17 protein-coding genes and 1 pseudogene are annotated in these 23,858 nt (G+C 71.9%); 13 read left to right on the top strand and 5 right to left on the bottom strand.

From position 1 onward, the window contains the following. Positions 1 to 30: 30 nt before the first annotated feature. From ACIBTS_RS06505 to ACIBTS_RS06490, 4 genes are all read left to right on the top strand, one after another. On the top strand, positions 31 to 1,089 hold the full coding sequence (locus ACIBTS_RS06505; protein WP_319677891.1) for a MoxR family ATPase: 1,059 nt from the start codon (positions 31 to 33) through the stop codon (positions 1,087 to 1,089). After that, positions 1,079 to 4,396: an SAV_2336 N-terminal domain-related protein gene (locus tag ACIBTS_RS06500; RefSeq protein ID WP_399317014.1), complete on the top strand. Its 3,318-nt coding sequence runs from the start codon at positions 1,079 to 1,081 to the stop codon at positions 4,394 to 4,396. The genes ACIBTS_RS06505 and ACIBTS_RS06500 overlap by 11 nt, the downstream gene beginning before the upstream one ends. A 227-nt stretch (positions 4,397 to 4,623) precedes the next feature. Next, on the top strand, positions 4,624 to 5,664 hold the full coding sequence (locus ACIBTS_RS06495; protein ID WP_399317013.1) for a rod shape-determining protein: 1,041 nt from the start codon (positions 4,624 to 4,626) through the stop codon (positions 5,662 to 5,664). 179 nt (positions 5,665 to 5,843) lie between these two features. Next, positions 5,844 to 6,926 (top strand): glycoside hydrolase family 5 protein, encoded by a 1,083-nt coding sequence (locus ACIBTS_RS06490; protein WP_399317011.1) that lies wholly within the window; start codon positions 5,844 to 5,846, stop codon positions 6,924 to 6,926. Here the strand turns inward: ACIBTS_RS06490 and ACIBTS_RS06485 are convergent. Continuing rightward, positions 6,916 to 7,566, bottom strand: coding sequence for a hypothetical protein (locus ACIBTS_RS06485; RefSeq protein WP_399317010.1), 651 nt, complete (start codon positions 7,564 to 7,566; stop codon positions 6,916 to 6,918). The genes ACIBTS_RS06490 and ACIBTS_RS06485 overlap by 11 nt on opposite strands. Positions 7,567 to 7,794: 228 nt before the next feature. Continuing rightward, positions 7,795 to 8,991, bottom strand: coding sequence for an RNA-guided endonuclease InsQ/TnpB family protein (locus ACIBTS_RS06480; RefSeq protein ID WP_399317009.1), 1,197 nt, complete (start codon positions 8,989 to 8,991; stop codon positions 7,795 to 7,797). Between the two features lie 152 nt (positions 8,992 to 9,143). Here ACIBTS_RS06480 and ACIBTS_RS06475 point away from each other — a divergent pair, with 152 nt between their 5' ends. From ACIBTS_RS06475 to ACIBTS_RS06455, 5 genes are all read left to right on the top strand, one after another. Then, a complete protein-coding gene (locus tag ACIBTS_RS06475; protein ID WP_399317007.1) occupies positions 9,144 to 10,031 on the top strand; it encodes an LLM class flavin-dependent oxidoreductase in 888 nt (295 codons plus the stop codon). Between the two features lie 308 nt (positions 10,032 to 10,339). Further along, entirely contained in the window at positions 10,340 to 11,080 is a 741-nt protein-coding gene (locus ACIBTS_RS06470) for a response regulator transcription factor (protein WP_399317005.1), read from the top strand. Positions 11,081 to 11,165: 85 nt separating this feature from the next. After that, complete coding sequence (locus tag ACIBTS_RS06465; RefSeq protein WP_399317206.1) at positions 11,166 to 13,211, top strand: sensor histidine kinase; 2,046 nt, start codon at positions 11,166 to 11,168, stop codon at positions 13,209 to 13,211. Positions 13,212 to 13,310: 99 nt separating this feature from the next. Beyond that, positions 13,311 to 13,709 carry a sortase-dependent protein gene (locus tag ACIBTS_RS06460; RefSeq protein ID WP_399317204.1) on the top strand — a complete coding sequence of 133 codons (399 nt, stop codon included), beginning with the start codon at positions 13,311 to 13,313 and terminating at the stop codon, positions 13,707 to 13,709. A 94-nt stretch (positions 13,710 to 13,803) separates the two neighbouring features. Further along, positions 13,804 to 14,454 (top strand): class F sortase, encoded by a 651-nt coding sequence (locus tag ACIBTS_RS06455; protein WP_399317003.1) that lies wholly within the window; start codon positions 13,804 to 13,806, stop codon positions 14,452 to 14,454. Between the two features lie 265 nt (positions 14,455 to 14,719). On the opposite strand, the pseudogene ACIBTS_RS06450 reads toward ACIBTS_RS06455, so the two are convergent. The 3 genes and pseudogenes from ACIBTS_RS06450 to ACIBTS_RS06440 all read right to left on the bottom strand — a co-directional run. After that, positions 14,720 to 15,280 (bottom strand): annotated as a pseudogene (locus ACIBTS_RS06450) (RNA-guided endonuclease TnpB family protein); the annotation flags it as partial. Next, positions 15,174 to 15,962 (bottom strand): RNA-guided endonuclease InsQ/TnpB family protein, encoded by a 789-nt coding sequence (locus tag ACIBTS_RS06445; RefSeq protein WP_399317002.1) that lies wholly within the window; start codon positions 15,960 to 15,962, stop codon positions 15,174 to 15,176. The pseudogene ACIBTS_RS06450 and the gene ACIBTS_RS06445, both read right to left, overlap by 107 nt. A 58-nt stretch (positions 15,963 to 16,020) precedes the next feature. Then, complete coding sequence (locus ACIBTS_RS06440; RefSeq protein WP_399317001.1) at positions 16,021 to 16,281, bottom strand: hypothetical protein; 261 nt, start codon at positions 16,279 to 16,281, stop codon at positions 16,021 to 16,023. A gap of 515 nt (positions 16,282 to 16,796) precedes the next feature. Between ACIBTS_RS06440 and ACIBTS_RS06435 the strand changes: the two genes are divergently transcribed. The 4 genes from ACIBTS_RS06435 to ACIBTS_RS06420 all read left to right on the top strand — a co-directional run bounded on the left by ACIBTS_RS06435 (position 16,797) and on the right by ACIBTS_RS06420 (position 23,829). Continuing rightward, entirely contained in the window at positions 16,797 to 17,738 is a 942-nt protein-coding gene (locus ACIBTS_RS06435; protein WP_399316999.1) for an ABC transporter ATP-binding protein, read from the top strand. Continuing rightward, positions 17,735 to 19,120, top strand: a complete 1,386-nt coding sequence (locus ACIBTS_RS06430; RefSeq protein ID WP_399316997.1) for an ABC transporter permease — start codon at positions 17,735 to 17,737, stop codon at positions 19,118 to 19,120. The genes ACIBTS_RS06435 and ACIBTS_RS06430 overlap by 4 nt, the downstream gene beginning before the upstream one ends. Positions 19,121 to 19,123: 3 nt before the next feature. Further along, the gene (locus ACIBTS_RS06425; protein ID WP_399316995.1) at positions 19,124 to 21,880 is read left to right on the top strand and encodes a phosphoesterase; all 2,757 of its coding nucleotides are present in this window, start codon (positions 19,124 to 19,126) and stop codon (positions 21,878 to 21,880) included. A gap of 209 nt (positions 21,881 to 22,089) precedes the next feature. Next, a complete protein-coding gene (locus ACIBTS_RS06420) occupies positions 22,090 to 23,829 on the top strand; it encodes a D-glucuronyl C5-epimerase family protein (protein ID WP_399316994.1) in 1,740 nt (579 codons plus the stop codon). The last annotated feature ends 29 nt before the right edge of the window (positions 23,830 to 23,858 follow it).

Below are 23,858 nucleotides of genomic sequence, written 5' to 3'. Positions count from 1 at the left end.
CCACCGAGCCACACCGAGTTTCGGAGAACCATGCCGCACTGGTCCGTCTACACCGGGAACAGCGAGCCCCACGACGGCATCGACCGGCTGCCCGCGCCGCCGCCCTGGCGCGCGTTCGACGGCGAGCCCGTCGTACCGCCGCCCCGGGACGCCGACGACGAGGCTGCCGTCTCCCCCGACCGCGTCCACCGCGCCCGCTCCTACGTCGCCACCCCGGAGAGCGTCCAGCTCGTCAACGCGGCCCTGGTGCTGCGCCGCCCCCTGCTGGTCACCGGTCCGCCCGGCACCGGCAAGTCCTCGCTGGCGTACGCGGTGGCGCGGGAGCTGGGGCTCGGCCCGGTGCTGCGCTGGAACATCACCAGCCGCTCCACCCTGGCCGACGGCCTCTACCAGTACGACCCGCTGTCCCGGCTGTACGCGGCCCGACAGGCGGCCTGGCGCCAACGGACCGGCCGCTCCGGCGCCGAGGAGCCGGTCGAGCTCTCCGGCGCCGAGGGCGTCGAGGACCACCTGCGCCTCGGCCCCCTCGGCACCGCCCTGCTCCCCTACGACCGTCCCCGCGCCCTCCTGGTCGACGAGATCGACAAGAGCGACCTCGATCTGCCCAACGACCTGCTGAACGTCCTGGAGGAGGGCCAGTACGAGATCCCCGAACTCCTGCGCGCGGCCCGCCACCGCGTCGAGGACGGCACCGCCGAGGTCCTGGCCGACGGCTCGGACGCGCCGGTCACCGTCACGCGCGGCCGGGTCCGCTGCCGCGCCTTCCCGTTCGTCGTCCTGACCAGCAACGGCGAGCGCGAGTTCCCGCCCGCCTTCCTGCGCCGCTGCGTCCGGCTGAAGCTGCGCCGACCCGACCGCGCACAGCTCACCGAGATCGTCCGGGCCCACCTCGACACCCCGCCCGGCGAGGCGGAACACCTCATCAACCGCTTCCTGACCCGGGCGGCCGACGGCGAACTCGCCACCGACCAGCTCCTGAACGCCCTCTACCTCACCGGTGTCGCCGGCCTCGACGCCGACTCCCGCGACGCCCTGGCGGAACAGCTGATGCCCTACCTGAGCACGACGGCGGACGGCGATGGCTTCTGAGGACCCGCCGAGGAGAGACACGCCGAGGGGTGACCCGTCCGCCCTGGAACGGCTGAGCGCACTGCTGACGGCCGCGTCGGGCACGGCGCCCACACCCCGCGAGCTGGCCGAACTACTGTGGCTTGCCCGGGAGTCGGGCGGCCCGGAGGCAGAGCACTGCGGGGAACCGAGCGGCGTCGAGTCCGCGCCGCCGTCGGCGCCTCCGGCTCCGGCCTCCGGCCCCACGCCCGCCGACCGCGAGAACCGTCCGGCAGCTTCCCCGCCCCTCCCCGCAACCCAGCCCCCGTCCCCGGCCGACCGCGTCCCCCTGCACCTCCCCACCCCGCGACCGCACAAGGACCCCCCGCACCCCACCACCTCCGCCGGCAGGCCCGTCCTCGCGCCCGCGCCGCCGATGCTCCCCCACCCCCTCGCCCTCCAGCGGGCCCTGCGCCCGCTGAAGCGGACGGTGCCGTCGGCGCGCGCCCGGCTCCTCGACGAGCGGGCGACGGTCGACCGCATCGCCCGGCTGGGCGCCCACCCCGACGTCTGGCTGCCCGTCCTGCGGCCCGCGCGCGACCGCTGGCTGCGCCTCAGCCTCGTCCACGACACCGGGCCGACGATGCCGGTCTGGCGGCCCCTCATCCGTGAACTGCACACCGTCCTGGCCCAGTCGGGCGTCTTCCGCACGGTCACCCTGCATCCGGCCACCCCCGACGGCCGGGCCCGGCACGTCCCCGACCCGGCGGACGGCCGTACGGTCACGCTCGTCGTCAGCGACTGCATGGGCCCGCAGTGGCGCCCCGGCCCGGCGGGCGAACTCTGGTACGACACCCTGCGGCACTGGGCGACGCGGATGCCGCTGGCCGTCGTCCAGCCGCTCCCCGAGCGCCTGTGGCCGACGACGGCGCTGCCGGCCGAGCCGGGGCTGCTCACCTCCCCCACCACGGCGGCCCCGCTCTCCGCCGTCACGTTCACCCCCTACGACCCCGAGGCCGAGCCGCCGCCGGCCGCGTCCCTCCCCCTGCCCGTCCTGGAACCGGGCGCACCCTGGCTGGCCAACTGGGCGGCGCTGGTGGCGGGCCCCGGCGGCGCCCACACCCCGGGCGCGGCGGCCTGGCTCCCACCGACCCCGGCCCCGCCCCTCTCCGCCGGACCGCAGGCCCCCGACCCGGCCCGCCTCCCCGCCCAGGACCTGGTCCTGCGCTTCCGCGCCACCGCCTCCCCGGAGGCGTTCCGGCTGGCCGGCCATCTGGCCCTCGCGGTGCCCTCCGTGCCGGTGATGCGCCTGGTCCAACGCGCCGTGAACCGCGATCCGCGCCCGGCGCAGCTGGCCGAGGTCATCCTCAGCGGCATGCTGACGACCATCCCCGGCCCGCCCGGCTCCTACGACTTCCGTCCGGGCGTACGCGACCTCCTGCTGCGCACCCTGCCCCGCACGACCCGCGGCCGCACCCGCGAACTCCTGGACCGCATCGGCGGCCTGATCGACGAACGCGCGGGCCACACGACGGGCGAGTTCCACGCGGAGGCGGCCGCCGTCGAACCCGGGGGCACCGACACCGGTTCGGCGTTCGCAACGGTGAGCGAGGAGACGGTACGCCGACTGGGCGGCGGCGTGGACGAGCCCGCCCAGCCCCGCCCCGCGCGGGACCTCTCGATCCTCTTCGAGACCGACGCCGACCTCACCGCCCACCCCGAAACCCGCATCACCCTCGAACTGGCCGTCCACGAGGTCCTCGCCCGCGGCGATCTCACCCCCCAGCAGTACGAGATCCACGTCCGCGGGGACGGCTACGTCGTCCAGGTCCACCCCGACGCCTACCTGCTCCCCGTCCTCGCCGCCGCCCTGCGCTGGCTCCCCGGCCCCCTCACCGACCTGGCCGAACCGCCGCGCCTGCGCGTGACGTTCCAGAACGGCCCGCAGGCCCCCGCACCCCCGGAGAGCGGCGCCCTCGTCCTCCTCACCGTCCACCCCGACCTCTACGACGACTTCGCGCACAGTTCCGCCGCCTCCGGACCCCATCGTTTTCGGCCGCTGTACGACGATGCCCCGGACGGGCCGCCGCGCGCCTGGTACTGCCCGCTGCCCGCACCGCGCGCCGAGGACGAGGAGCGGGATCTGGTGCGGGGGCCGCTGCTCACCCAAGATCTGCGGCAGTTGGGGATACCCGCCCCCGGCCGCACCGCGATCGTGCACACGCGTCCCGACGGCCCCCTCACCCTCCTCAACCCCGTCGACCCCTACGGCGGACGCCCGCCGGGTCCGACGACGTACTACGAGGTCGACCTCGGCCCGCAGCACGCCGTCCACCGGGTCTCGCTGCCCAGCTCCGGCAAGGGCGAGTTCAGGGCGGCCGTGGAGCTGTCCTGGCGGGTGGCGGACCCGGTGGCGTTCGTACGGGCGGAGGCCACCGGCGTGTCCGGGCGGCTGCTGGCTCAGCTGCTGGAGTCGGGGTCGCGGATCACCCGTCACCACTCCGTCCGCCGGGCGGCCGGCGCACAGCGGGCGCTCAACGCCCAGCTCGGCAGGTGGCCGGTGCCGGGGCTGGCGGTGACGTGTGCGGTGACGCTGGCGCCGGACTACGCGCCACCCCCGCAGGTGCGTACTCCCGCCGCCCCCGCCGCGCGCCCGCCGGCGGAGCTGCTCGCCGACGCCGAGACCGTCCTGTTCGGCTTCGACGGCCCGCTGACCCGCCTGTTCACGGCCCCCAGCGCCCGCGCGGCCGCCCTCGACCTGCTCTCCCTCGTCGCCGAGCACCGCGACCCCGAGGACGCCCTGGCGGGTCGTCCGCCGGGCGACCCGGACGTGGCGGGGCGGGAGTTGTTCGCGCATCCGCTGGACGTGCTGCGCACCTTCGCCCGCGACCGCCTCGGCCCGCTCCTGCGCGACCGTCTCGACGAGCTGGAGCTGAGGGCCGTACCGGACGCGCCGACGACGCACCACTCCGTCGTCCTCGTCCGCACCCTGCACGCCGCCGGCCGCCGGGTGGGGGTGGTCACGGACGTGTGCGAGCAGGCCGTGCGCCGCTCCCTGGAGGCCTACCGGCTGCCCCTCGCCGGCGTGCACGGCCGCGACGACGACCTGCGGCGCCTCATGCCGGACCCGCACTGTCTGCTGCGTGCCCTGCGCCCGCTCGGCACGCCCGCCGCGACCGGCGTCCTGATCGGCTCCACGCTCGCCGAGCTCGCCGCCGCCAAGACCGTGGGCCTGCGCTTCATCGGTCTCGCCCGCAACCCCACCGCCGAGCAGGCCCTGATCGAGGCGGGCTGCGACGCGACGGTCTCCTCCCTCACCCCCGTCCTGGAGGCGGCACGCACGCTGTAGAGACGGCCCGGGGAGACCCGGGCCACGGGGACGCGACACGCACGGTGCAGGGAGGCGCAGGGGGACGCGGCACGCACGGTGCAAGGGGGCTCGACACGCACGTGACCCGTTCGGTCGCGCCCCGCCCGGCCCCCCTGAGAAGGCGACCCCGTCCGCCCGCCCGCACGATGCGAAGGAGGCCGTCCGACCGGCGGCCCGAACGGTCTGCGCTCTCGGGAGGACCCGTCATGACCGCCAACCTGGAGCAGCTGCGCCGCTGCCACTTCGCCGTCGACCTGGGAGCGGCGCGGACGCGGGTGTACGTGAAGGGGCCCGGGCTCGTCGTCGACCAGCCGTCCGCCGCCGCCGTGAACACCCGCACCGGCGCGCTGATCGCGGTCGGTGAGTTCGCCGAGAGGATGACGGGGCGCACACCGCACTACATCCGCGTGGTGCGGCCGGTCTCCGGCGGCACGGTCGTCGACATCGAGATGGCGCAGCGCATGCTGCGTCACCTCCTCGGCGACAGGATCCGCCGTCAGCTGCGTCGCAAGCCGTTCCTGCGCGCCGCGGCCTGCACCCCGCACGACGCCGACCCGCTCGCCCAGCGCGCCGCGATCGAGACACTGGTCGGGCTCGGCGCGCGGCGCGTGGAACTCGTCGACACGCTGATCGCCGCCGCCGTCGGCTGCGGGCTTCCCGTCGAACGCCCCGAGGCCACCATGATCATGGTGTGCGGGGCAGCAGCGACCCAGGTCGCCGTGCTCTCCCTCGGCTCGATCGTGACCGCCGAACGCATCCCGGTCGGCGGCGAGGCGGTGGACCACGCGATCGTCCAACACCTGCGCCACGAGCATGAGTTGATGCTGCCCAGCCAGTCCGTACGGCCCCTGCAGCTGGCCCTGTCCGGCAACGGCCTCACCTCGCACGGGCCGACGTCCACCGAGATCCACGGGCGGGACGTCGCCACCGGCCTCGCGCGCTGCGTGCGGGTCGACACCGCCGCCGTACGGGACGCCATCGAGACGCCGCTGACCGCCGTGCTCGACGGCATCGGCCGGGTGCTGCGCGAGTGCCCGCCCGACCTGGTGGCCGACCTCGCCGACCGCGGGATCATGATGGTCGGTGGCTCCGCCCTGCTGCCGGGCTTCGACCAGATGCTCCGCCAGGCCACCGGTATGCCGGTGCACATCGCGGAGCGGCCCGACATCTGCGCCGCGCAGGGGCTGGGCGCGATGCTGGAGGGCAGGATCGAGCCCCTGACGCTGGAGCCGATCGACACTGCCTGAGCGTAGGGGCAGTGCCAGGGGGCAACACCCGCAACAGGCGGCAGCAGACGTAACTCGCGTGAAACCTTGACGATCACCCGGCCGGGTGCCACGATTCCGGCGCCGCCATGTTTACGCAAACATCAGCCATTGCGGGGCTCCGATGTTTACGCAAACATCAGAGCCGAAAGGGCACGTCCATGCGCCAGTCCCCCGCCATAGCCTCCCTCTCCCCCCGCCTGCGCGCCGCTCTCGTCGCGATCGCCGTGGCCGCGGTCAGCGGCAGCACCCTCGCCGCCACTCCCGCCTCCGCCACCGCCACATCCGCTCCCGCCTCCGCCCGTCCGGCCACCGGCACCACCCAGTTCAAGGGTGTGAACTGGGCCGACCCGCGCGACAACTTCGCCGACGACCTGCTTCAGCTGTCCGGTCTGTCGACGACCGACACCTACAAGCAGACCTACGCCAAGGCGACCCGGATCATCGCGGCGTTCCGCGCGAACCTCGGCGCCAACACGGTCCGGCTGCCGATCAACCCGTACACGGTCAACGGCGCCTACTGGAAGTCCTACCGCGGAGTCATCGACGCGGCCTCCGACCAGGGCTTCAAGGTCATCGTCTCCTACTGGGAGGGCACGGGTGACCGCAAGGACGGCTTCATCGACGACGAGGCCACGTACTGGCCGATGTGGGACACCGTCGTCAAGGCGTACAAGAACGACAGCCGCGTGTACTTCGAGCCGATGAACGAGCCGCACGGCTACACGGACACCGCGTGGGCCGACATCGCGGCGAAGTGGCTGTCGACGTACTCGAAGGTCCCGCGGGGCCGGGTGTTCGTCAGCGGCGCCGGCTACAACGACCACGTGACCACGGTCTGCGCCGACCCGCGCCTCAAGGGCACCTACCTCTCCCTGCACCACTACGGGTTCTGGAAGGACTACGCGACCTACGACCAGTGGGTGGCCGACCTGAAGGTGCGCATCGGCGACTGCGCGAACCGAACCGTCGCGGACGAGTTCGGCTCCCCGATGACGACCGGCCTCAACTACAACGTGAAGACCCCGGACAACAACTTCATCAACTACCTCCAGGCCGTCACGGACACCTTCCGCGAGCTGAAGATGGGCTCCGTGTACTGGCCGGGCCTGCGCACCGACGACACGTACTCCCTGCAGAAGCTCACCGGCCCCGCCTCCCGCCCCTGGCTGGCCACCACCAACCAGTCCGGCGCGGACCGCCTCGCGTGGGGCTGGGGCCGGGGGAAGCCGGTCAAGGGCTGAGGTCCGTCGACCGTTGACGTCGGCCCCCACGACCCGATGCGGTCACGGGGGCCGACGTTCGTGTTCTGCTTCTGCGGTCGATGCACCACAGGCCCAGACCCACCAGTGCGGCCACCCCGAACGCATACGCCGGCAGCCACAGGGTCGTGGTGGCCGACAGGCAGTCGGCCACCGCCTCGTGGATCCTGGCCTCCCGCGCCTGCACCAACGCGGCTCGGTCGCGACCGGCCAGGTTCGCCAGCGCGGCCTCCGCCTGGATGCCCTCGTACGCCCCCCGCTCAGGGCATCCGCGTCGCGTGCCCGGCATCGGGAACAGCCACGCCGAGCGTTGCAGCGCAGGGGCCAGCGCGATCGCCACGCACAGGCCGACGACCAGGGAGAACGCGGTCAGATTGCGCAGGTACGGGGAGCCGGGGCCGGGCGTCCAGGCCGGCAGCCGGTAGAAGGAGAAGATCACCGCGAGCAGCGTCACCCCGATGTAGGTGGAGAACCACTGCCACGAGCCCTGCGCGAGTGCGGCCGTCAGCACGGCGGCGAGCGCGATGCCGATGACTCCCGCCTGCCCGGACGGGTCACGGCCCCGGCCCGCACCGGTGGATGTCGAGGGCGGGACTTCCCGAAGGCTGGGGCGGTCGTCCATTTTCTCTCTCCCACACGGTCGGAGGCAGGCTCTCAGCATCCGGGCAGGACGCGCCTCGCCATGACGCCATGCCGGACCTGCCCGCAAGCCCCGCCCGGTTGGCGGGGGAGAGGATCGGGTGTCCGGCCGCCGGGCGGCTGCCGATACCGGGTTTTCGCCGTTGATCAACCGTCGCCCACCCCGTAGGTTCCTGGACTTGACGCTCTCCTCCCTAAAGGAAGGAGATTCTTACGGCTCGCGCCGTAAGACTTCCTGTTTCATCGCCGACTGCCCGCCCGGAGAACTCCGTTGAGGTCTTACACCAGCTCCACAGGCCGACACCGCCCGTCCGGCGGCCAGCAGGTTCTTCGCTGCGTTCACGTCCCGGTCGTGGGTCGTGCCACAGCTGTCGCACGTCCAGGTGCGGACATGCAGCGGCATCTTCTCCTGGAGGGTGCCGCAGGCGGAGCACAGCCTGGACGAGGGGAAGAAGCGGTCCACCGCGATCACTTCCCGCCCGTACCAGGCGGCCTTGTACTCCAGCAGGTTCCGGAACTCCGACCACGCGGCATCGCTGATGGCGCGGGCCAGGCTCCGGTTCCTGACCATGTTGCGCACGGTCAGGTCCTCGATCACGATCGTTTGGTTCTCACGAACGAGACGAGTGGTCAGCTTGTGCAGGCCGTCACGCCTGCGGTCGGCGATCCTGGCGTGGATCCTGGCGACCTTCTGCCGGGCCTTGGCCCGGTTCGCCGATCCCTTGGTCTTCTTCGCCATGCGGCGCTGGGCCAGCGCGAGCCGGGCACGGTCCGTGCGCTCGTGCCTGGGGTTGGCGATCTTCTCCCCGGTCGAGAGGGTCAGCAGGTGGTCCAGGCCGACATCCACGCCCACGGCGCCTGCCGTCGCGGGAAGCGGCTTCACCGGTGCGTCTTCGCACAGCAGGGAGACGTACCAGCGCCCTGCCGCGTCCTGGGACACGGTCACCGTGGACGGCTTCGCCCCTTCGGGCAGTGGTCGCGACCAGCGGATGTCCAGTGGATCACGCATCTTGGCCAGCATCAGCCTGCCGTCACGGAAGCGGAAGCCGCTGGTGGTGTACTCGGCGGACTTGCGGGACTTCTTCTTCGACTTGAAGCGCGGGTACTTCGCCCGCCTGCCGAAGAAGTTCGTGAACGCCGTCTGGAGGTGCCGAAGGCACTGCTGGAGCGGAACGGACGAGACCTCATTGAGGAACGACAGATCCTCGGTCCTCTTCCACGCTGTCAGCATCGCGGAGGTGGCGTTGTAGTTCACCCGCTCCTGCCGCGCCCACGCCTCGGTACGGGCGGCGAGCGCCATGTTGTAGACCTTGCGGACGCACCCGAACGTGCGCGACAGCTCGGCTGCCTGCTCGTCCGTGGGATAGAAGCGGTACTTGAATGCCCGCTTCACATGCGTCGTGGGCACGCTCACAAACTAGTGGGGCTGTATATAAAGATCAAACCTGCGGGTCAGAGCACGGTCTTTCGCCCTGGCGGCGAAACCCCGCTCCCTGCCCTGCTCCGCAGGAGTCCGTTTCCTCTCCGCCGTGAACGGCGGAGTATCCACGGAGGAGCCTGATGACGAACCTACGGATCGGTGTGATGTTCGACCGCGACTGGGCGCCGGAAGGGCTCCCCGGGTTCGCGCGGCAGGTCGAGGCGCTCGGAGTGGACGATCTGTGGGTGGTCGAGGACCTCGGGTGGAACGGCGGTCTGTCGGCGGCGGCCGTCGCGTTGGGGGCGACCGAGCGGCTGCGCGTCGGCATCGGGATCGCCCCCGCCCCGTTGCGCAGTCCGGCGTTGCTGGCGATGGAACTTGCCACGCTGGCCCGGGTGTTCCCGGGGCGGCTCGTGGCGGGCGTCGGGCACGGGGTGCGGGAGTGGATGGTCTCGGTCGGTGTCGCGCCCCGGTCGCCGCTGGCCCTGCTGGAGGAGACGATCACCTCCGTGCGTGCGCTGCTGCGCGGCGAGCGGGTCGAGGTGGACGGGCGGGAAGTCCGGCTGGACGGCGTCCAGTTGGTGCATCCGCCGGTGCAGGTGCCGCCGGTGGTGGCCGGGGTGGTCCGGCCGCGGTCCCTCGAACTGTCCGGCCGGGTCGCGGACGGCACCCTGATCGCCGAGGGCCACGGCCCGAGCGACCTGGAGAACATCCGCGAGCTGACGGCGAAGGGCGGCGCCGGGAGCGACCACACCCTCACGGTGTTCTCCTTCACGTGCGTGGGTGACGACCCCGACGAGGTCGCCCGGACCCTGCACCCCCACACCGAGGGCCACGGCGCCTGGCTGGGCCGCCCGCAGGAGGAGGTCTTCACCGTCTCCGGTACGCCCGCGCAGGCCGTCGGCGACATCCGCGCCCTCGCGGCGGCCGGCGCGGACACGGTCGTCCTGCGCATCGTCGGCGCCGAACCGCTGCCTCAGCTGGAAGCCGTACTGGACGCCTTTCGCGCGGGGCCGACCGCCGACTGACGCGCGGTCGCGCGCGTATGCCTGTGCCGCGGACCACAACCCCGGGCCGCCGCACGGACGTTCCACCGCGGGCGGGCGCGGGCACGAGGGTCTGGACGGCGCAGTACGCGAGGAGTGGGGTGGGCCTGGCGCGCTTCCTGGTCATCGGCGGCGGTACGGCCGGTGCGAGGACGGCTCTGGCGCTGAGCAAGGCGGGCCGGAAGGTCACGCCGGGGCGACTCCCGCGCCCCGGCGGCCTACGGAACTCCCTTCGGGGCAAAGCCACTTACCGCCGTCCCCCGGTGCGGTGCTCGCTTACGATCCTCGGCGTGTGCGCAAACATCCTGGTCGCCGAAGACGACACGAAGCAGGCAGAGCTGGTGCGCCGTTACCTGGAGCACGAGGGACACGCGGTCACGGTCGTCGAGGACGGCCGTGCGGCTCTCGAGGAGGTGCGGCACCGGGAACCCGACCTGGTGGTGCTCGATGTGATGATGCCCCGGGCCGACGGTCTCGACGTCGTACGGATCCTGCGCGCCGAGTCCCGGGAGGTGCCGGTGCTGATGCTGACGGCCCGCAGCACCGAGGACGATCTGCTGCTCGGACTGGATCTCGGCGCCGACGACTACATGACCAAGCCGTTCAGCCCGCGTGAGCTGGTGGCCCGGATCCGCACTCTGCTGCGCCGCAACAAGCGCGTATCCGCCCCCGAGTCCGCCCCGGCTCCCGTCGAGGACGACGACGCGTTGTCGGTGGGCACGCTCAGGGTCGATCCGGTGCGGCACGAGGTGTCGGTCGGCGGGACGCCGGTCGTGTGCACGCCCGGGGAGTTCCGCATCCTCGCGGCGATGGCGGCGGAGCCCGACCGGGTGTTCTCCCGGCAGCAACTGCTGGCGGAGCTGCACGGCTTCGACAAGTTCATCAGCGGCCGCACCGTCGATGTGCACGTCATGAATCTGCGCAAGAAGATCGAGCGGACCCCGCGGCGGCCGGTCCGGCTGCTCACGGTCTTCGGCGTCGGCTACAAGCTGACCGACCCGGCGAAGGGCATACGCCGTGCGTCGTCGTGAGAAGGGTGAGCAGCAGGACGAGCGTGAGAAGCGTGATCAGCGTGATCAGCGTGACGAGCGGGACCGCCGGGCCGGGCGGGCGCGGCTGCCGCTTCGCAGGAGCCTGCTCGGGCGGCTGCTGACCGTGTCGGCGCTGGTGGCCTTCTGTTCGGTCGCCGCCACCGCCTGGCTCGCCGTGCAGACGACCACCGTCGCGATCCGCCAGGAGCAGGGGCAGAACCTCAGCGCCGACGCGAAGATCTACAACACCCTGCTGGGTTACGCGGCCGGCCATCCCGACTGGGCCGGCGCCGACGCCACCGTCCGGAAACTGGCCCAGCAGTCCGGACGTCGCATCGTGCTGACCACCGAGGACCGACGCCCGCTCCTCGACTCCGCCCGCACCGGCGGCGACTCGTCCGCCGCGTCCACCGCGTCCACCGCCTCGCTGCCGTCGCAGGCGTCGGCGGTCGTCGACCCGCTGTCGGTCGACACCGTGCTGGTGCCCGACGCCGTTCCGGTCGGCGCGGACCGCGTCGACCCACGGGCCGTGGGGCCCTTCCTGCTGCCCGCGAAGGAGCGTGCGGCCCTGCGCAGGGCCACCGCCCGCAGCGTGGGATGCCTCGCCGAGGCGGGCATCGCCGCGGACGTCGTCCAGAGCCCGAGCGGGCGGCCCCGTGTCCAGTTCGTGAACGACGCCACCGACCGCTCCCTGGAACTGAAGTGTCTGGCGATCAGCGGGGCCGCCGAGGCCACCCCCACCGAGGAGAAGGCCCTGCGCGCGCTCGAACTGCTCGCCGGCGCCTGTCTGAAACGGCAGGGCCGCACGGGCGTGAAACTGAACCTGGGCCTGTCCTGGGAGCGGGGATACGGGCAGGAGGGCACGGACGTCGGCGCGTCGGCGCCGGTCCCCGTCCCGGACACCGGCATCACCAAGGACATGACCGACGAGGAGGTGCTCCAGCGGAAGGTCGCCGAAGACCGGGAGGCCGCCGCGGCCGCCGGCCGGGGCGAAGACCGGAGTGCCGACGCGACGGACAACCCGAGGAAGGTGCGCGACAGCGGGTACGACCGGGCCGTGGCCGCCTGCGTCGGCAGCGCCCGCCGCGAGCAGCTCACGGCGTATGTGGCCGCGCCCGCACTGCTGTTCATCGACGGGCCCGGCGCCGTCAGCGTGCCCGGTTTCGACCTCTCCCCGGCCAGCACCGCCCGCATCGCGGGTGTCACGGCCCTCGTCCTCGCCCTCACCGTCGGCGCGTCGATACTCGCCGGAGCCCGGCTCGTGCGCCCGCTGCACGCGCTCACCGGCGCCGCCCAGCGGATGCGGGACGGGCTGGACTCGGCGCCCGTACCGGTCGGCGCGGACAACGAGATCGGGCGGCTGGCGGCGGCGTTCAACGACATGGCCGCGCACCGGACCCGGCTGGAGGAACAGCGCAAGGCGATGGTCAGCGACGTCGCCCACGAGCTGCGTACCCCGCTGAGCAACATCCGCGGCTGGCTGGAGGCAGCGCACGACGGGCTGGCCGAGCCGGACCCGGCGTTCGTCTCCTCTCTCCTCGACGAGGCGGTGCAGCTCCAGCACCTCATCAACGATCTGCAGGACCTGGGGGCGGCCGACGCGGGCGCGCTGCGGCTGCACCTGGAGCCGGTGCGCGTGGACGAGCTGCTCGGCCAGGTCGCCGCTGCGCACCAGGCGCCGGCCGAGACCGCGGGCGTCATCCTGCGGCACTCCGCGCCGCCCGACTCCCCCGCGCCGACGGCTCCGCCGCTGATCGAGGCCGATCCGGTGCGGCTGCGGCAGGCCGTCAGCAACCTGCTCTCCAACGCCGTACGCCACACCCCGCCCGGTGGCCGGGTGACGCTGCGCGCGTATGTGAACAAGGCCGGGGACGAGGTGGCCGTGGAGGTCGCCGACACCGGCAGCGGCATCCCGGCGGACGACCTCCCGCATGTGTTCGACCGCTTCTGGCGGGCGGAGAAGTCCCGCAACCGCAGCACCGGCGGCAGCGGGCTCGGCCTGGCGATCGTCCTCAAGCTCGCCGAGGCGCACGGCGGCACGGCGGACGTGGTGAGCACCGAGGGACTGGGCTCGGTCTTCACCTTGAGGCTGCCGGCCCTGCCCGACCCCGAAACCACCCTGATGCGATGACCACGGGGCTCTGACAGGTTCCTCACAAGTGGTCGCGAGTCTTCGGTCATGCCCGCGGCCACCGAGGCCGGGCCGGAACTGGAGTCCTACATGTCCCGCATGCCCCGCCGTCTCACCCTGCGTTTCGCGGTCCTGACCGCCGTCGCGGCCGGCGCCCTGCTCGCCCCGGCCGGCGCGGCGCTCGCCGACGACCCGACCCCCTCGGCGAGCGCCGTCACGGGAACCGACGACTCGGACGCGGCGAAGAAGAAGGAGCTCGCCAAGAAGATGGAGGAGGACGCGGCGCAGAGGCGCAAGGCGGCCGCGGTGGACGAGGCCCGCAAGGGCGAGACCGAGAAGCGGATGCCGCGCGGCGGCGTCGACGCCGGAGAGGCCGTGGTCGAGGACGGCGGTACCAGCACCACCGCGATTGCCGGTTCGGCCGCCGGAGCCCTGCTGCTCGCGGGTGCGGGCACCTTCGTGATCCGTCGCCGTGCCGCCGGACGCCGCGAGGGCTGATCCGGCCCGCCGTCCGACCGGACACATCTGTGGCGCCGTCCCTCGTCGGGCGGCGCCATCGCCTGTTGCACCCATCCCTGCTCTGGAGTCCGTCGTGTCCCCTGCACACTCTCCGGTACGGCGCTTCGGCACGCTGCCGGCCGTTGCCCGCCTCGCCCTCGTGGCACCCGTGGCGCTCGCCGTGCTCACCGGCTGCTCGTCCGCCTCCGAGAAGCCCGCCGTGCCGGTCGCCTCCGCCGCCGCCCCGTCCGCCGCCGGGGCCCCCGTGCCCGCCGGCGTCGGCACCGCGCCGAACGCGCGGCCCGCGGCCCCCGCCGAGGTGGCCATCCCCTCGCTCGGCATCACCAGTTCGCTGATGAAGCTCGGCCTCGCCACGGACGGCGCCGTCGAGGTCCCGCCCGCCGAGAAGGGCATGACGGCCGGCTGGTACACCGGCGGTTCCGTGCCCGGTGAACCCGGTGCCGCCGTCATCATCGGCCACAACGACACCCGCTTCGGCAAGGCCGTCTTCCATGACCTGCACAAGATCGCCGAGGGTGCGGACATCACCGTCACCGACGTGCGGGGAAAGTCGGCGCACTTCACGGTCACGGGCACCGAGAGCGTCAGCAAGACCTCCTTCCCCACCAAGAAGGTCTACGGCCCCACCCAGGACCGCGCGCTGCGGCTGATCACCTGTGACGGCGACTTCGACGCCCAGGGCCACCCGGTGAACAACCTCATCGTCTACGCGACGCTGACTTGAAGCGAGCTGGGCCCCGCCGGCCGCCCCGCTCAGCCCAGGCGGAGGCGTGCCGCCAGGGGGGCGAGGGTCTGGGCGGTGTCGGTCAGCGACTGCACGGCCGCCTCCAGGTCCTCGGCCAGCCGCGGCCCCGGGAGGGCGGGGGCCTCGGGCGCGGGGACCGGCGTCCCGCGATAGCCGATGGGGCCCTCGTTGTGGCGCTGGTATTGACATGCTCCTCGCCCTGAAGGGCAAGGATTCTGGCCTTCCTTGACTGGTTGCCGTGCCGCTACGCGGCACGGTTTCCGGTGCGGAATCCGTGGCTTCCTGTTTCTTTGCGCTGTGCCGGGATTGCTCCTGGTCTTACCGGCGCTCCGCAGGCCGATGCCGCCAGTCCGGCGGCCGTCTTCACGTTGATCGCGGCGTTGTGGTCCCGGTCGTGGACGGCGCCGCAGGCGGCACACGTCCATTCCCGCACGTTCAGCGGTTTGGGCCCGTCCACGGCGCCGCAGGCAGAGCAGGTCTGGGAGGTCGGAGTGAACCGGCCGATCTTCACCAGGGTGCGGCCGTACCGCTGCGCCTTGTACTCCAGCATGTCCACGAACAACGACCAGCCCGCGTCATGGACGGACTTGGCCAGGCGGGTGCGTGCCAGTCCCGCCACCGACAGGTCCTCCACCGCGATCCCTTGGTTCTCGGAGATCAGCTTCGTGGAGAGCTGGTGGTGGAACTCGCGGCGTGCGTCAGCAACTCTGGTGTGGGCGCGAGCGACCTTGAGGCGGGCCCTGGCCCGGTTCTTCGATCCCTTCTGCTTGCGGGACAGTTCCCTCTGGGCCTTCTTCAGCTTCTTCTCTGCGCGCCGCAGAAAGCGCGGGGAGTCGATCTTCGTGCCGTCGGACAGGACCGCGATGGGGGCACCCCCTCTGGGGGAGTGTGAGGCCGAGATCGATGCCGATGGTGCAGTCGGTCTGCGGCATCCGCATCGCGTCGGCGGCGGGGTCGGTGTCGATGACGAAGGAGGCGAAGAATCGCCCGGCCGCGTCCTGGACGACGGTGACGGAGGTGGGGGTGGCGGGCAGAGTCCGGGACCATTTCACCTTCACCTTGCCGATCTTCGGCAGGTTCAGACGGCCGCTGTCGGTGATGTTCCAGCGGGCGTTGGCGGTGAACCGGATCGACTGCCGGGCGTCCTTGCGGGACTTCAACCGTGATGCTCGAACCTTCGGTCCCTTGCGCGTGCCCTTGAGGGAGGCGAAGAAGTTGCGGTACGCGGTCTCGGCGTCCCGCAGGGACTGCTGGAGCACCACCGCGGAGACCTCACCCAGCCAGGACCGTTCCGCTGTCCGCTTGGCCTCGGTGAGCAGCTTGCGGGACAGCTGACCGGCCGTCGGGAAGGGCTGCTCGGCCTTGCGGGCGTCCTCACGGGCGCGGACCGCGTCGTTGAACACGACGCGTGCGCACCCGAACGCCCTGGCCAGCGCGGCCTGCTGAGCGGCGTCGGGGTACAACCTGAAGGCGTACCGCAGCTGCATGACGATCACACTAGGCACGTCGAACCCACGCCGCTATCGGGAACATGTGAACGATCCGTCACCGACACGGCAGCAGGGTCCGGCTCCGCCGGAACGACACCGCGACGCTCCGCGTCACGGCCACGAGATTCGCTTCACCTCCGGCCTGAAGCCGGAGCACTGCGAATGATGTCCGGTAGCCGGTGAACGCCTGTCCCGTGGGCGCGGCGACGAACCGGACCCGGGCGAGCTGGGTCTCGGTCGCGCCGGAGTTTCGGGAGATCTCCAGGCGGTAGTGACGGTAGACCGTGGCGTGGGGGCCGCGCAGGACGAACTCCATGTTCTGGAAGCGTCCGGCTCGGATGCGCGGCCGGCCAACCGTCCGGCCTCCCGGATCTGGTCGGGTGTCATGGACGGCGCCAGTTTGATCGCCTCGTGGACTCCGTCGCCGTTGTTCCGGTCGAGCATGGTGAGGAACCATCTGACGGCCTGCACGGGATCCACCGCGCATCCGATGCCGTCCCGGTATCAGCCGGCCGCGGCGAACATCGCGGGCGCATGTCCCGACTCGGCAGCCTTGACGTACCAGGCGAGGCTCTCTTCGTCGCTGCCCTTCCGGGCCAGTTGGTCACCGAGCACGGCGCAGGCCTCCGGGATTCCCAGCTCGGCGGCGACCCGCAGACCTGCTCCGGGGACGGGCCCCCGGCGCGTCCGGCTTTGCTCGATACTGGTTCGCCGCTGGGCAATCCGTGGACTGCCGTTCCGGCAACATTCAGTCCATCGTCGCTGCTTGCGTTCTGTGAATTCCCTAGGGTCCCTGAAGGCGCGATCGCCTTCCTTAGAAAAAGGGGACCCATGGACACCCTCCTTTCCGTCCGGGCTCGCGGGATCACCAAATGCTTCTCGGACGTCGTCGCGCTCGACGGCATCGATCTGGATGTGGCGCGGGGTCAGATACACGGTCTGGTGGGGCCGAACGGCGCCGGCAAGACGACGCTGCTCGGCCTCCTGCTGGGCCTGGCCGTCGCCGACGGCGGCCGGCTGGAGATCCTGGGCACGCCCGTCGGGCGGGGCCTCGACGCCCCCGACGGCGTCGCCGGCTTCGTGGACGGGCCCGGCCTCTACCCCTCGCTGACCGCCCGGCAGAACCTCGCCGCGCTGGCCGCGCTGCGCGGCGGCGACGCGCGCACGGCGGGCATCGACGACGTGCTCGACGAGGTCGGGCTCACCGATGTCGCCGACGACCGGACCCGCGGTTTCTCCCTCGGCATGCGCCAGCGGCTCGGGCTCGCCGCCGCCCTGCTCACCAGGCCCCGGCTGCTCGTGCTCGACGAACCCGCCAACGGCCTCGACCCGGCCGGGAAACGGCACGTGCACGGTGTCCTCACCCGGCTCGCGGCCGACGGAACCGGCGTGGTGCTCTCCAGCCACCGTATGGACGACCTGGAGGCACTGTGCTCCGAGGTCACCATCCTCGCGACCGGGCGGGTCGTCTTCTCGGGCCCGCTCGGCAAGCTGGCCGCCGAAAGCCGTGAACTCGACTACCGGTTGGTGACCTCCGACGCCCGGGCCGCCCACCGGGAGGCCGCCGCCACGGGCGGGATCCACGTCGTGGAGGACGCCGGGGCCCGGCGCGGCGTCGAGGGGCTCGTCGTGCGCGCGCTGGTGCCCGCCCTCGACGACCTCGTCGTACGGCTCGTCCGCGCGGGCATCGCGGTGCGTGAGCTGACCCCCGTGGTCTCACCGCTCGAGGCCGCGTTCCTCGCCCTCACCGATCAGCAGGAGGCCGGCAGATGACCGCGACCACAGTCGACGAGCGCGAAGACGACCGTGCTGCCGCCGCCACTGCCGGCCGGGCGGTGCGTGTCTCCGTGCCGCGCGCCTACCGCTTCGAGTTGGTCAAGCTGGTCTCCCAGTGGCGGATCCGCCTGCTGGTCCTCGCCTGCTGGATCGCACCGGCGCTCTTCGTCGCCGCGGTGCGCCGGCAGAGCACGCTTCCCACCGACACCCTCTTCGGTCGCTGGATGCACGCCACGGGGTGGGCCGGACCGCTGGTGATGCTCGGTTTCGCGGGCGCCTGGGCGCTTCCGCTGCTGACCTCGGTGGTCGCCGGTGACGTGTTCGCCGCCGAGGACCGGCTCGGCACCTGGCGCCATCTGCTGGTCGCGGTCCGCTCGCCGCGGCGGATCTTCGCGGCGAAGGCGCTGGCCGGCCTCACCGTCATCCTGCTGCTCGTGGCCGGGCTGGCCGCGTCCAGCGTGGTCGGCGGGGTCGTGGCGGTCGGCGACCAGCCGCTGGTCGGCCTCGACGGCCACCTGCTGGCGCCGGGGGACGCCGCCGGGAAGGTCCTCCTCGCCTGGGTCTGTGTGCTCGCCCCGACCCTGGCCCTCGCCGCGATCGGGCTGCTCGGGTCGGTGTTGCTGGGGCGGTCCCCGATGGGCCTGCTGCTGCCCGCGCTGGTCGCGCCGGCGATGCAGCTCGCCCAGATGCTGCCGCTGCCCGTCGCCGTACGCCTCGCCCTGCCCGGTTACGCCTTCATCGCCTGGAACGGCCTGTTCACCAGCCCCACGCAGCTCGGCCCGCTGCTGATCGGCATCGCGGTCGGCCTGCTGTGGACGGTCCTCGCGACCACGCTGGCCTACCTGCTGTTCCTGCGGCGGGACTTCACCGACCTGACCTACGACGGTTCCGGGCGCCGCGCGATCACCGTCGGGCTCCTGCCGACGGCCGCGCTGGTCGCCGTCACGGTCGCGGTCGTCGCCGTGGCGACGCCGTCCTCGGGTTCCGGGATCCGGCAGAACAAGGTGCAGCGGTCGGTCGCCACGGCCTTCGCGCACCTCTACCGCATGCAGACCGAGCAGCTTCACCGCCCCGCCGTCACGGAGGCGGAGCTGCGGGCCACGGCGGCGTGCACCAAGAGCGACGGCCGGACCGCCCAGGAGGGCGCGGGCAACGACTGGCGTTGCGTCGTGACCTGGCATCTCCCCGGGGTGTCGGTCACGGGGTCCGCCGTCTACCAACTCGACATCACCTCGGACGGGCGGTTCGTGGCCGACGGCGACGGACCGAAGGAAGTGAACGGCTACTTCCTGGTGCGGACTTCGGCAGGGGACGCACCGAACCCGCTCTGGCAGTTCGACGGCAACGTCGAGCTGCTTGACACCACCTCGAAGGGATAGTCCATGCAGGTAACACGGCAGCGCCGGGTGGGCCAGAAGGAGCAGCTCAACCTCCTCGGCAGACGTGTCGGCCGCCGCACCGTGCTGGTGACGGCGGGCATTGCGGTCGCCCTCGGTGTCACGGGCACCGCGGTCGCCTCGACGTACCGGTTCGGCACCCAGCAGGTCGCCCAGACCACCGCCGACGGCCAGGTCATCTCCAGCGACCAGTACCTCAAGCCGTACGGCAGCCGCACCGTCATCAACGACGGCAAGATCATGTCGTCGGCGGTCGGCCCGGACGGCGCCCACCTCGCGGCCGCGGTCGCCGACGGTGACGCCTCGCTGGTCGTCATGGACCTCGCGACCGGGCAGGTGAAGCAGAAGGTCGGCACCAACGCGGCCGACGACCTGCGCATCAAGAACGGCTCCGTCGGCCAGGAGGGCCCGACGTACTCGCCCGACGGCAAGCAGCTGTGGCTGGGCCAGACCGACGGCTACACCAAGTTCACCGTCGGCGCGGACGGCACCCTGTCCACCCCGGTGGCCGTCCCGATCCCGGCCGACGGCGCCAAGCACGCGCTCGTGGGCGCCGCGGTGTTCTCGGCCGACGGCTCCACCGTGTACAGCGCGGTCAACGGCCAGAACCGGGTGGTCGCCATCGACGCGGCGACCGGAACCGTCAAGCAGAGCTGGGCCGTCGGCAACGCCCCGCGCGGCCTCGCCCTGGTCGGCGGCAAGCTGTACGTCAGCAACGAGGGCGGGCGTCCGGCCAAGGCCGGCGACACCACGATCAACTCCTACGGCACCGACGTCCCGGCGAACCCGGACACCGGCGCCACCACCACCGGCACGGTCAGCGTCATCGACGTGGCCGCCCCGGCCGCCGCCGTCGCGAGCATCGACGTCGGTCTGCACCCGACCGCGGTGTACGCCAAGAAGGGCGCGGTGTTCGTCACCAACACCGCCGACAACAGCGTGTCGGTCATCGACGCCGCCAAGGGCAAGGTCGTACAGACCATCGCCACCCAGCCGTGGCCCGAGGCGTCGGTCGGCTACGAGCCCAACGCGGTGACGCTCACCGACGACGGCCGTCTGCTGGTGACGCTGGGCCGCGCCAACGCGGTCGCCGTCTACCGCTACACCTCCCCGCAGCAGCCGGCCCGCTACGTCGGTCTGCTCCCCACGGACTACTTCCCCGCGGAGATCACCACCGTCGGCAAGAAGGTCGTCGTCTCCAACACCCGCGGTATCGACGCCCGCCGTCCCAAGGCCGGCGCCGGTCACGGCACCCACGACACGACGTCGAGCCTGACGCAGTTCACGCTGCCCGCCGACAGCGTCATCAGGTCCCGGACGGCGAAGGTCTTCAAGCAGAACGGCTGGACGCCCGGATCGGTCCTGACGGCCAAGGGCAGCAGCCACGCGAGGGCGCTGCCGGTCCCAGTGCGCCTCGGCGACCCCTCGACGATCAAGCACGTCTTCCTGCTCGTCAAGGAGAACCGCACCTACGACCAGGTCTTCGGCGACATGCCGCAGGGCAACGGCGACTCCTCGCTCACGACGTTCGGCGAGAACGTGACGCCCAACCAGCACGCGCTGGCCGAGCAGTTCGGTCTCTACGACAACTTCTACGACGTCGGCACGAACTCCGCCGAGGGCCACAACTGGCTGATGCAGTCGGACAACCCGGAGTACACCGAGTCCTCGGCGGGCGAGTACCAGCGCAGTTACGACACCGAGAACGACGCCCTCGGCCACCAGAAGTCCGGCTTCATCTGGACCGGTGCGCAGGCGGCCGGCAAGTCCGTCAAGGACTTCGGCGAGTTCCAGTCGCTGGAGACCAAGCCGGCCGGCGCGACCTGGCAGAACCTGTACTGCGACAGCAGGAACATGGCCGCGACGGGGGCGCAGACCCAGTACCCCATCAAGACCGGTTCGGCGATCCCGTCGCTGAACAAGGTGTCGGTGCAGGGCTTCCCGATGTTCGACCTCGACGTCCCGGACGTCTACAAGGAACAGATCTGGCAGCAGGACTTCGACAAGAACGGTCCGGCGAACCTGAACATGTTCTGGTTCTCCAACGACCACACCGGCGGCCCGGCGAACGCGTCCGCCGCGGTCGCGGACAACGACCTCGCGGTCGGCCGGATGGTCGACGAGATCTCCCACAGCAAGTACTGGAAGGACTCGGCCATCTTCGTCGTCGAGGACGACTCCCAGAACGGCCTCGACCACGTCGACGGCCACCGTGCCCCGGTCCAGGTCATCAGCCCGTACGCCAGGCACGGCGCCGTCGACAACCACTACTACTCGCAGATCACCATGGTCCGCACCATCGAGCAGATCCTCGGGATGCACCCGATGAACCAGCTCGACAGCGCGGCCACCCCGATGTACGGCGCGTTCACCCCGAAGGCGGACACGACCCCGTTCACCGCGGTGCCCAACCGGACCTCCCTGACCCTCGGCGTCAGCCCCCAGCCCACCTGCGGCCCGGACACCCCGGCACCCCAGGACACCACGGCAGCGGCCGCGCCGACGTCCGCCGCGGTGCCGCAGGCGCAGCAGAAGCTCGCGGCGCAGTGGAAGGCCTGGGCGAAGCAGCAGCGGCTGACCGGTCCGAACGCCGTGCCCGACTACGCCAACCCCACGCAGATGAACCGCTACACCTGGTACCAGACGCACGACTGGACCAAGCCGTACCCCGGTGACAAGAAGGTCTATGCACCGGCCGACGTACCGGGCGCCTACCTCCCGTCGCCGGAGTCCGACGGCTGACACAGCCTGCCCTTCAAGGGGCCCCTGGCCGACGGCGACACCGGCGGCCAGGGGCCCACGCCTTCGCCGGGATGGGTGACTTCAGCGGCGACGGCAGCCCTGAGGACGTCACCTGCGAGGACGCCGCTGGCATCCTGTGGCTCCACCCCGGCAGGTCCGCGGTTCCTCCGTGGCATCAGCGGGCCTGCCCCGTTCCCAAGGAGTCGTACGTGACGGGTCAACGAGGCACCGACGTCGGACGCCGCCGGTTCATGCGCCTCACCGGCGGCTCCGCGCTCGGCGCGCTCGCTCTGGGCGGCAGTGCATCTCCCGTGTCGGCCGACGTCCTCGCCGTCCCCACTCCGGATCCGTCTTCGGGGATCCCCATGTCGCGGGTGCTCAGCCTGCCCATCGTCCAAGAGCCGACCACCGTCCTGGGGCCGCCGCCACAGCAGTTCACCGGCGGCAGGATCACTCCCCCGAGCAGACGGATCCCGTACACCACCCGTAGCGTCGCCCCACGGACAGCCGCGGACGCCGTGCCCACCGCCCTGCCGTTCGAGTTCAACACCACCGGCTACGCCATCGTCGACGTCCCCGAGGCACTGCGCCCCTGGCGCAACCGGCCCGTGGCCAAGGACGACGAGGGCGCCCACGTCGACGCGGCCGGGGTCCGGATGTTCTACAACGATCCGAAGGTGTTCATCAACGGCGACGGCAACCTCTACGACCATCCGGTCACGCAGATCCAGTACGGCCTGGGCTGCCTCGCCTCCTATCGCACCACCGGCGACGAGTGGTTCCTCACCCGCGCCAAGGCCCACGCCCAACGCCAGATCGACCGACGGGTCGAGACCCGCGGCGCCTGGTACTTCCCCTATCCGTTCGACTACACCCACAACGCGCACAGCGGCCTGGTCTTCACCGCCCCCTGGTACTCCGGCATGGCTCAGGGCGAGGCGATCTCCCTGTTCATCCAGCTCGCCCAGCTCGCCGAGATCACCGACGAGGAGCGCACCCGGTACCTGGCTGCGGCCGACGGCGCGTTCGCCTCGCTGCTGCTCGCCGACGACGCCGACCCATGGGTGATCAACAAGGACAGTGCGGGCTACTTCTGGATCCAGGAGTACCCCGTCGACGCACCCGGCACCTCGGACTACACCTACAACGGCATGATCTTCGCGCTGTTCGGACTGTGGGACTACTACCGGCACACCCGCAACGAGCTGGCGCTCAAACTGTGGGACGGCGGCCTGACCACCGTCAACCACCGCTACCCGCGGCTGCGCAACACCCACTGGGTCTCCTACTACTGCGACACCCACCGCATCGCCCCCCTCACCTACCACCACCATCACATCGACCTGTTCATGCAACTGCAGTGGTTCTCCGGCCACTACGCCTTCGCCCGCGGCATGGACCAGCTCCTGGACGACTACCCCTACCCCGGCCTGGTGTCCGACCGCCTGCCGGACGGCGGCACCATCGCCCTCGCCGCCGGCACCCACACGCTCCACCAGTACGCCACCACCGCCACCGGCGCCTACGACCCCGCCAAGGACGACGTCCGCACGGCCACCACGCAGGTCACCTTCACCGGGGACGTCACCGCACCCGCCACCATGCGCCGCCGCATCCACGGCCGGGGCGTTCACTACCGGATCGGCGCCGGGCCCCATGCCGGCTGGTGGGTCGGCGAGTCCTACCCCGACGCCTTCCTGCGCGGGCAGTGGTGGACGAAAAGCTACCTACCGGCCCGCACCATGACCTTCCCCGCCCACACCCCTGTCGACGTCTTCAGGTACGGCGCCGACGGCGCGGCCGGCACCACCAGGACCGTCCAGTGGGACCACCCCTCCGACGCCCCGTTCGACCAACGCGCCACCATCAACGGCCGCACCATGCTCCGCATCGGCGCCGGCGCACTCACCGGCCACTGGGTATGGCAGGACGACGTCACCACCGTCTGAACCCGATCCTCCGTGCAGGGATGAGTACG

This window comes from Streptomyces sp. NPDC050121 (assembly GCF_044460385.1).
GTDB classification, from domain to species: Bacteria; Actinomycetota; Actinomycetes; order Streptomycetales; family Streptomycetaceae; genus Streptomyces; species Streptomyces soliscabiei.
Note: the sequence above shows the minus strand (reverse complement) of the source record. Positions and strands in the feature narration are given on the sequence as shown.

Bases quoted from the DNA above. Each gene is read 5' to 3' on its own strand.
- ACIBTS_RS06505 (WP_319677891.1), top strand. From the start codon at position 31: ATGCCGCACTGGTCCGTCTACACCGGGAACAGCGAGCCCCACGACGGC.
- ACIBTS_RS06500 (WP_399317014.1), top strand. From the start codon at position 1,079: ATGGCTTCTGAGGACCCGCCGAGGAGAGACACGCCGAGGGGTGACCCG.
- ACIBTS_RS06495 (WP_399317013.1), top strand. From the start codon at position 4,624: ATGACCGCCAACCTGGAGCAGCTGCGCCGCTGCCACTTCGCCGTCGAC.
- ACIBTS_RS06490 (WP_399317011.1), top strand. From the start codon at position 5,844: ATGCGCCAGTCCCCCGCCATAGCCTCCCTCTCCCCCCGCCTGCGCGCC.
- ACIBTS_RS06485 (WP_399317010.1), bottom strand. From the start codon at position 7,566: ATGGACGACCGCCCCAGCCTTCGGGAAGTCCCGCCCTCGACATCCACC.
- ACIBTS_RS06475 (WP_399317007.1), top strand. From the start codon at position 9,144: ATGACGAACCTACGGATCGGTGTGATGTTCGACCGCGACTGGGCGCCG.
- ACIBTS_RS06460 (WP_399317204.1), top strand. From the start codon at position 13,311: ATGCCCCGCCGTCTCACCCTGCGTTTCGCGGTCCTGACCGCCGTCGCG.
- ACIBTS_RS06445 (WP_399317002.1), bottom strand. From the start codon at position 15,962: ATGCAGCTGCGGTACGCCTTCAGGTTGTACCCCGACGCCGCTCAGCAG.
- ACIBTS_RS06440 (WP_399317001.1), bottom strand. From the start codon at position 16,281: ATGGAGTTCGTCCTGCGCGGCCCCCACGCCACGGTCTACCGTCACTAC.
- ACIBTS_RS06435 (WP_399316999.1), top strand. From the start codon at position 16,797: ATGGACACCCTCCTTTCCGTCCGGGCTCGCGGGATCACCAAATGCTTC.
- ACIBTS_RS06430 (WP_399316997.1), top strand. From the start codon at position 17,735: ATGACCGCGACCACAGTCGACGAGCGCGAAGACGACCGTGCTGCCGCC.
- ACIBTS_RS06425 (WP_399316995.1), top strand. From the start codon at position 19,124: ATGCAGGTAACACGGCAGCGCCGGGTGGGCCAGAAGGAGCAGCTCAAC.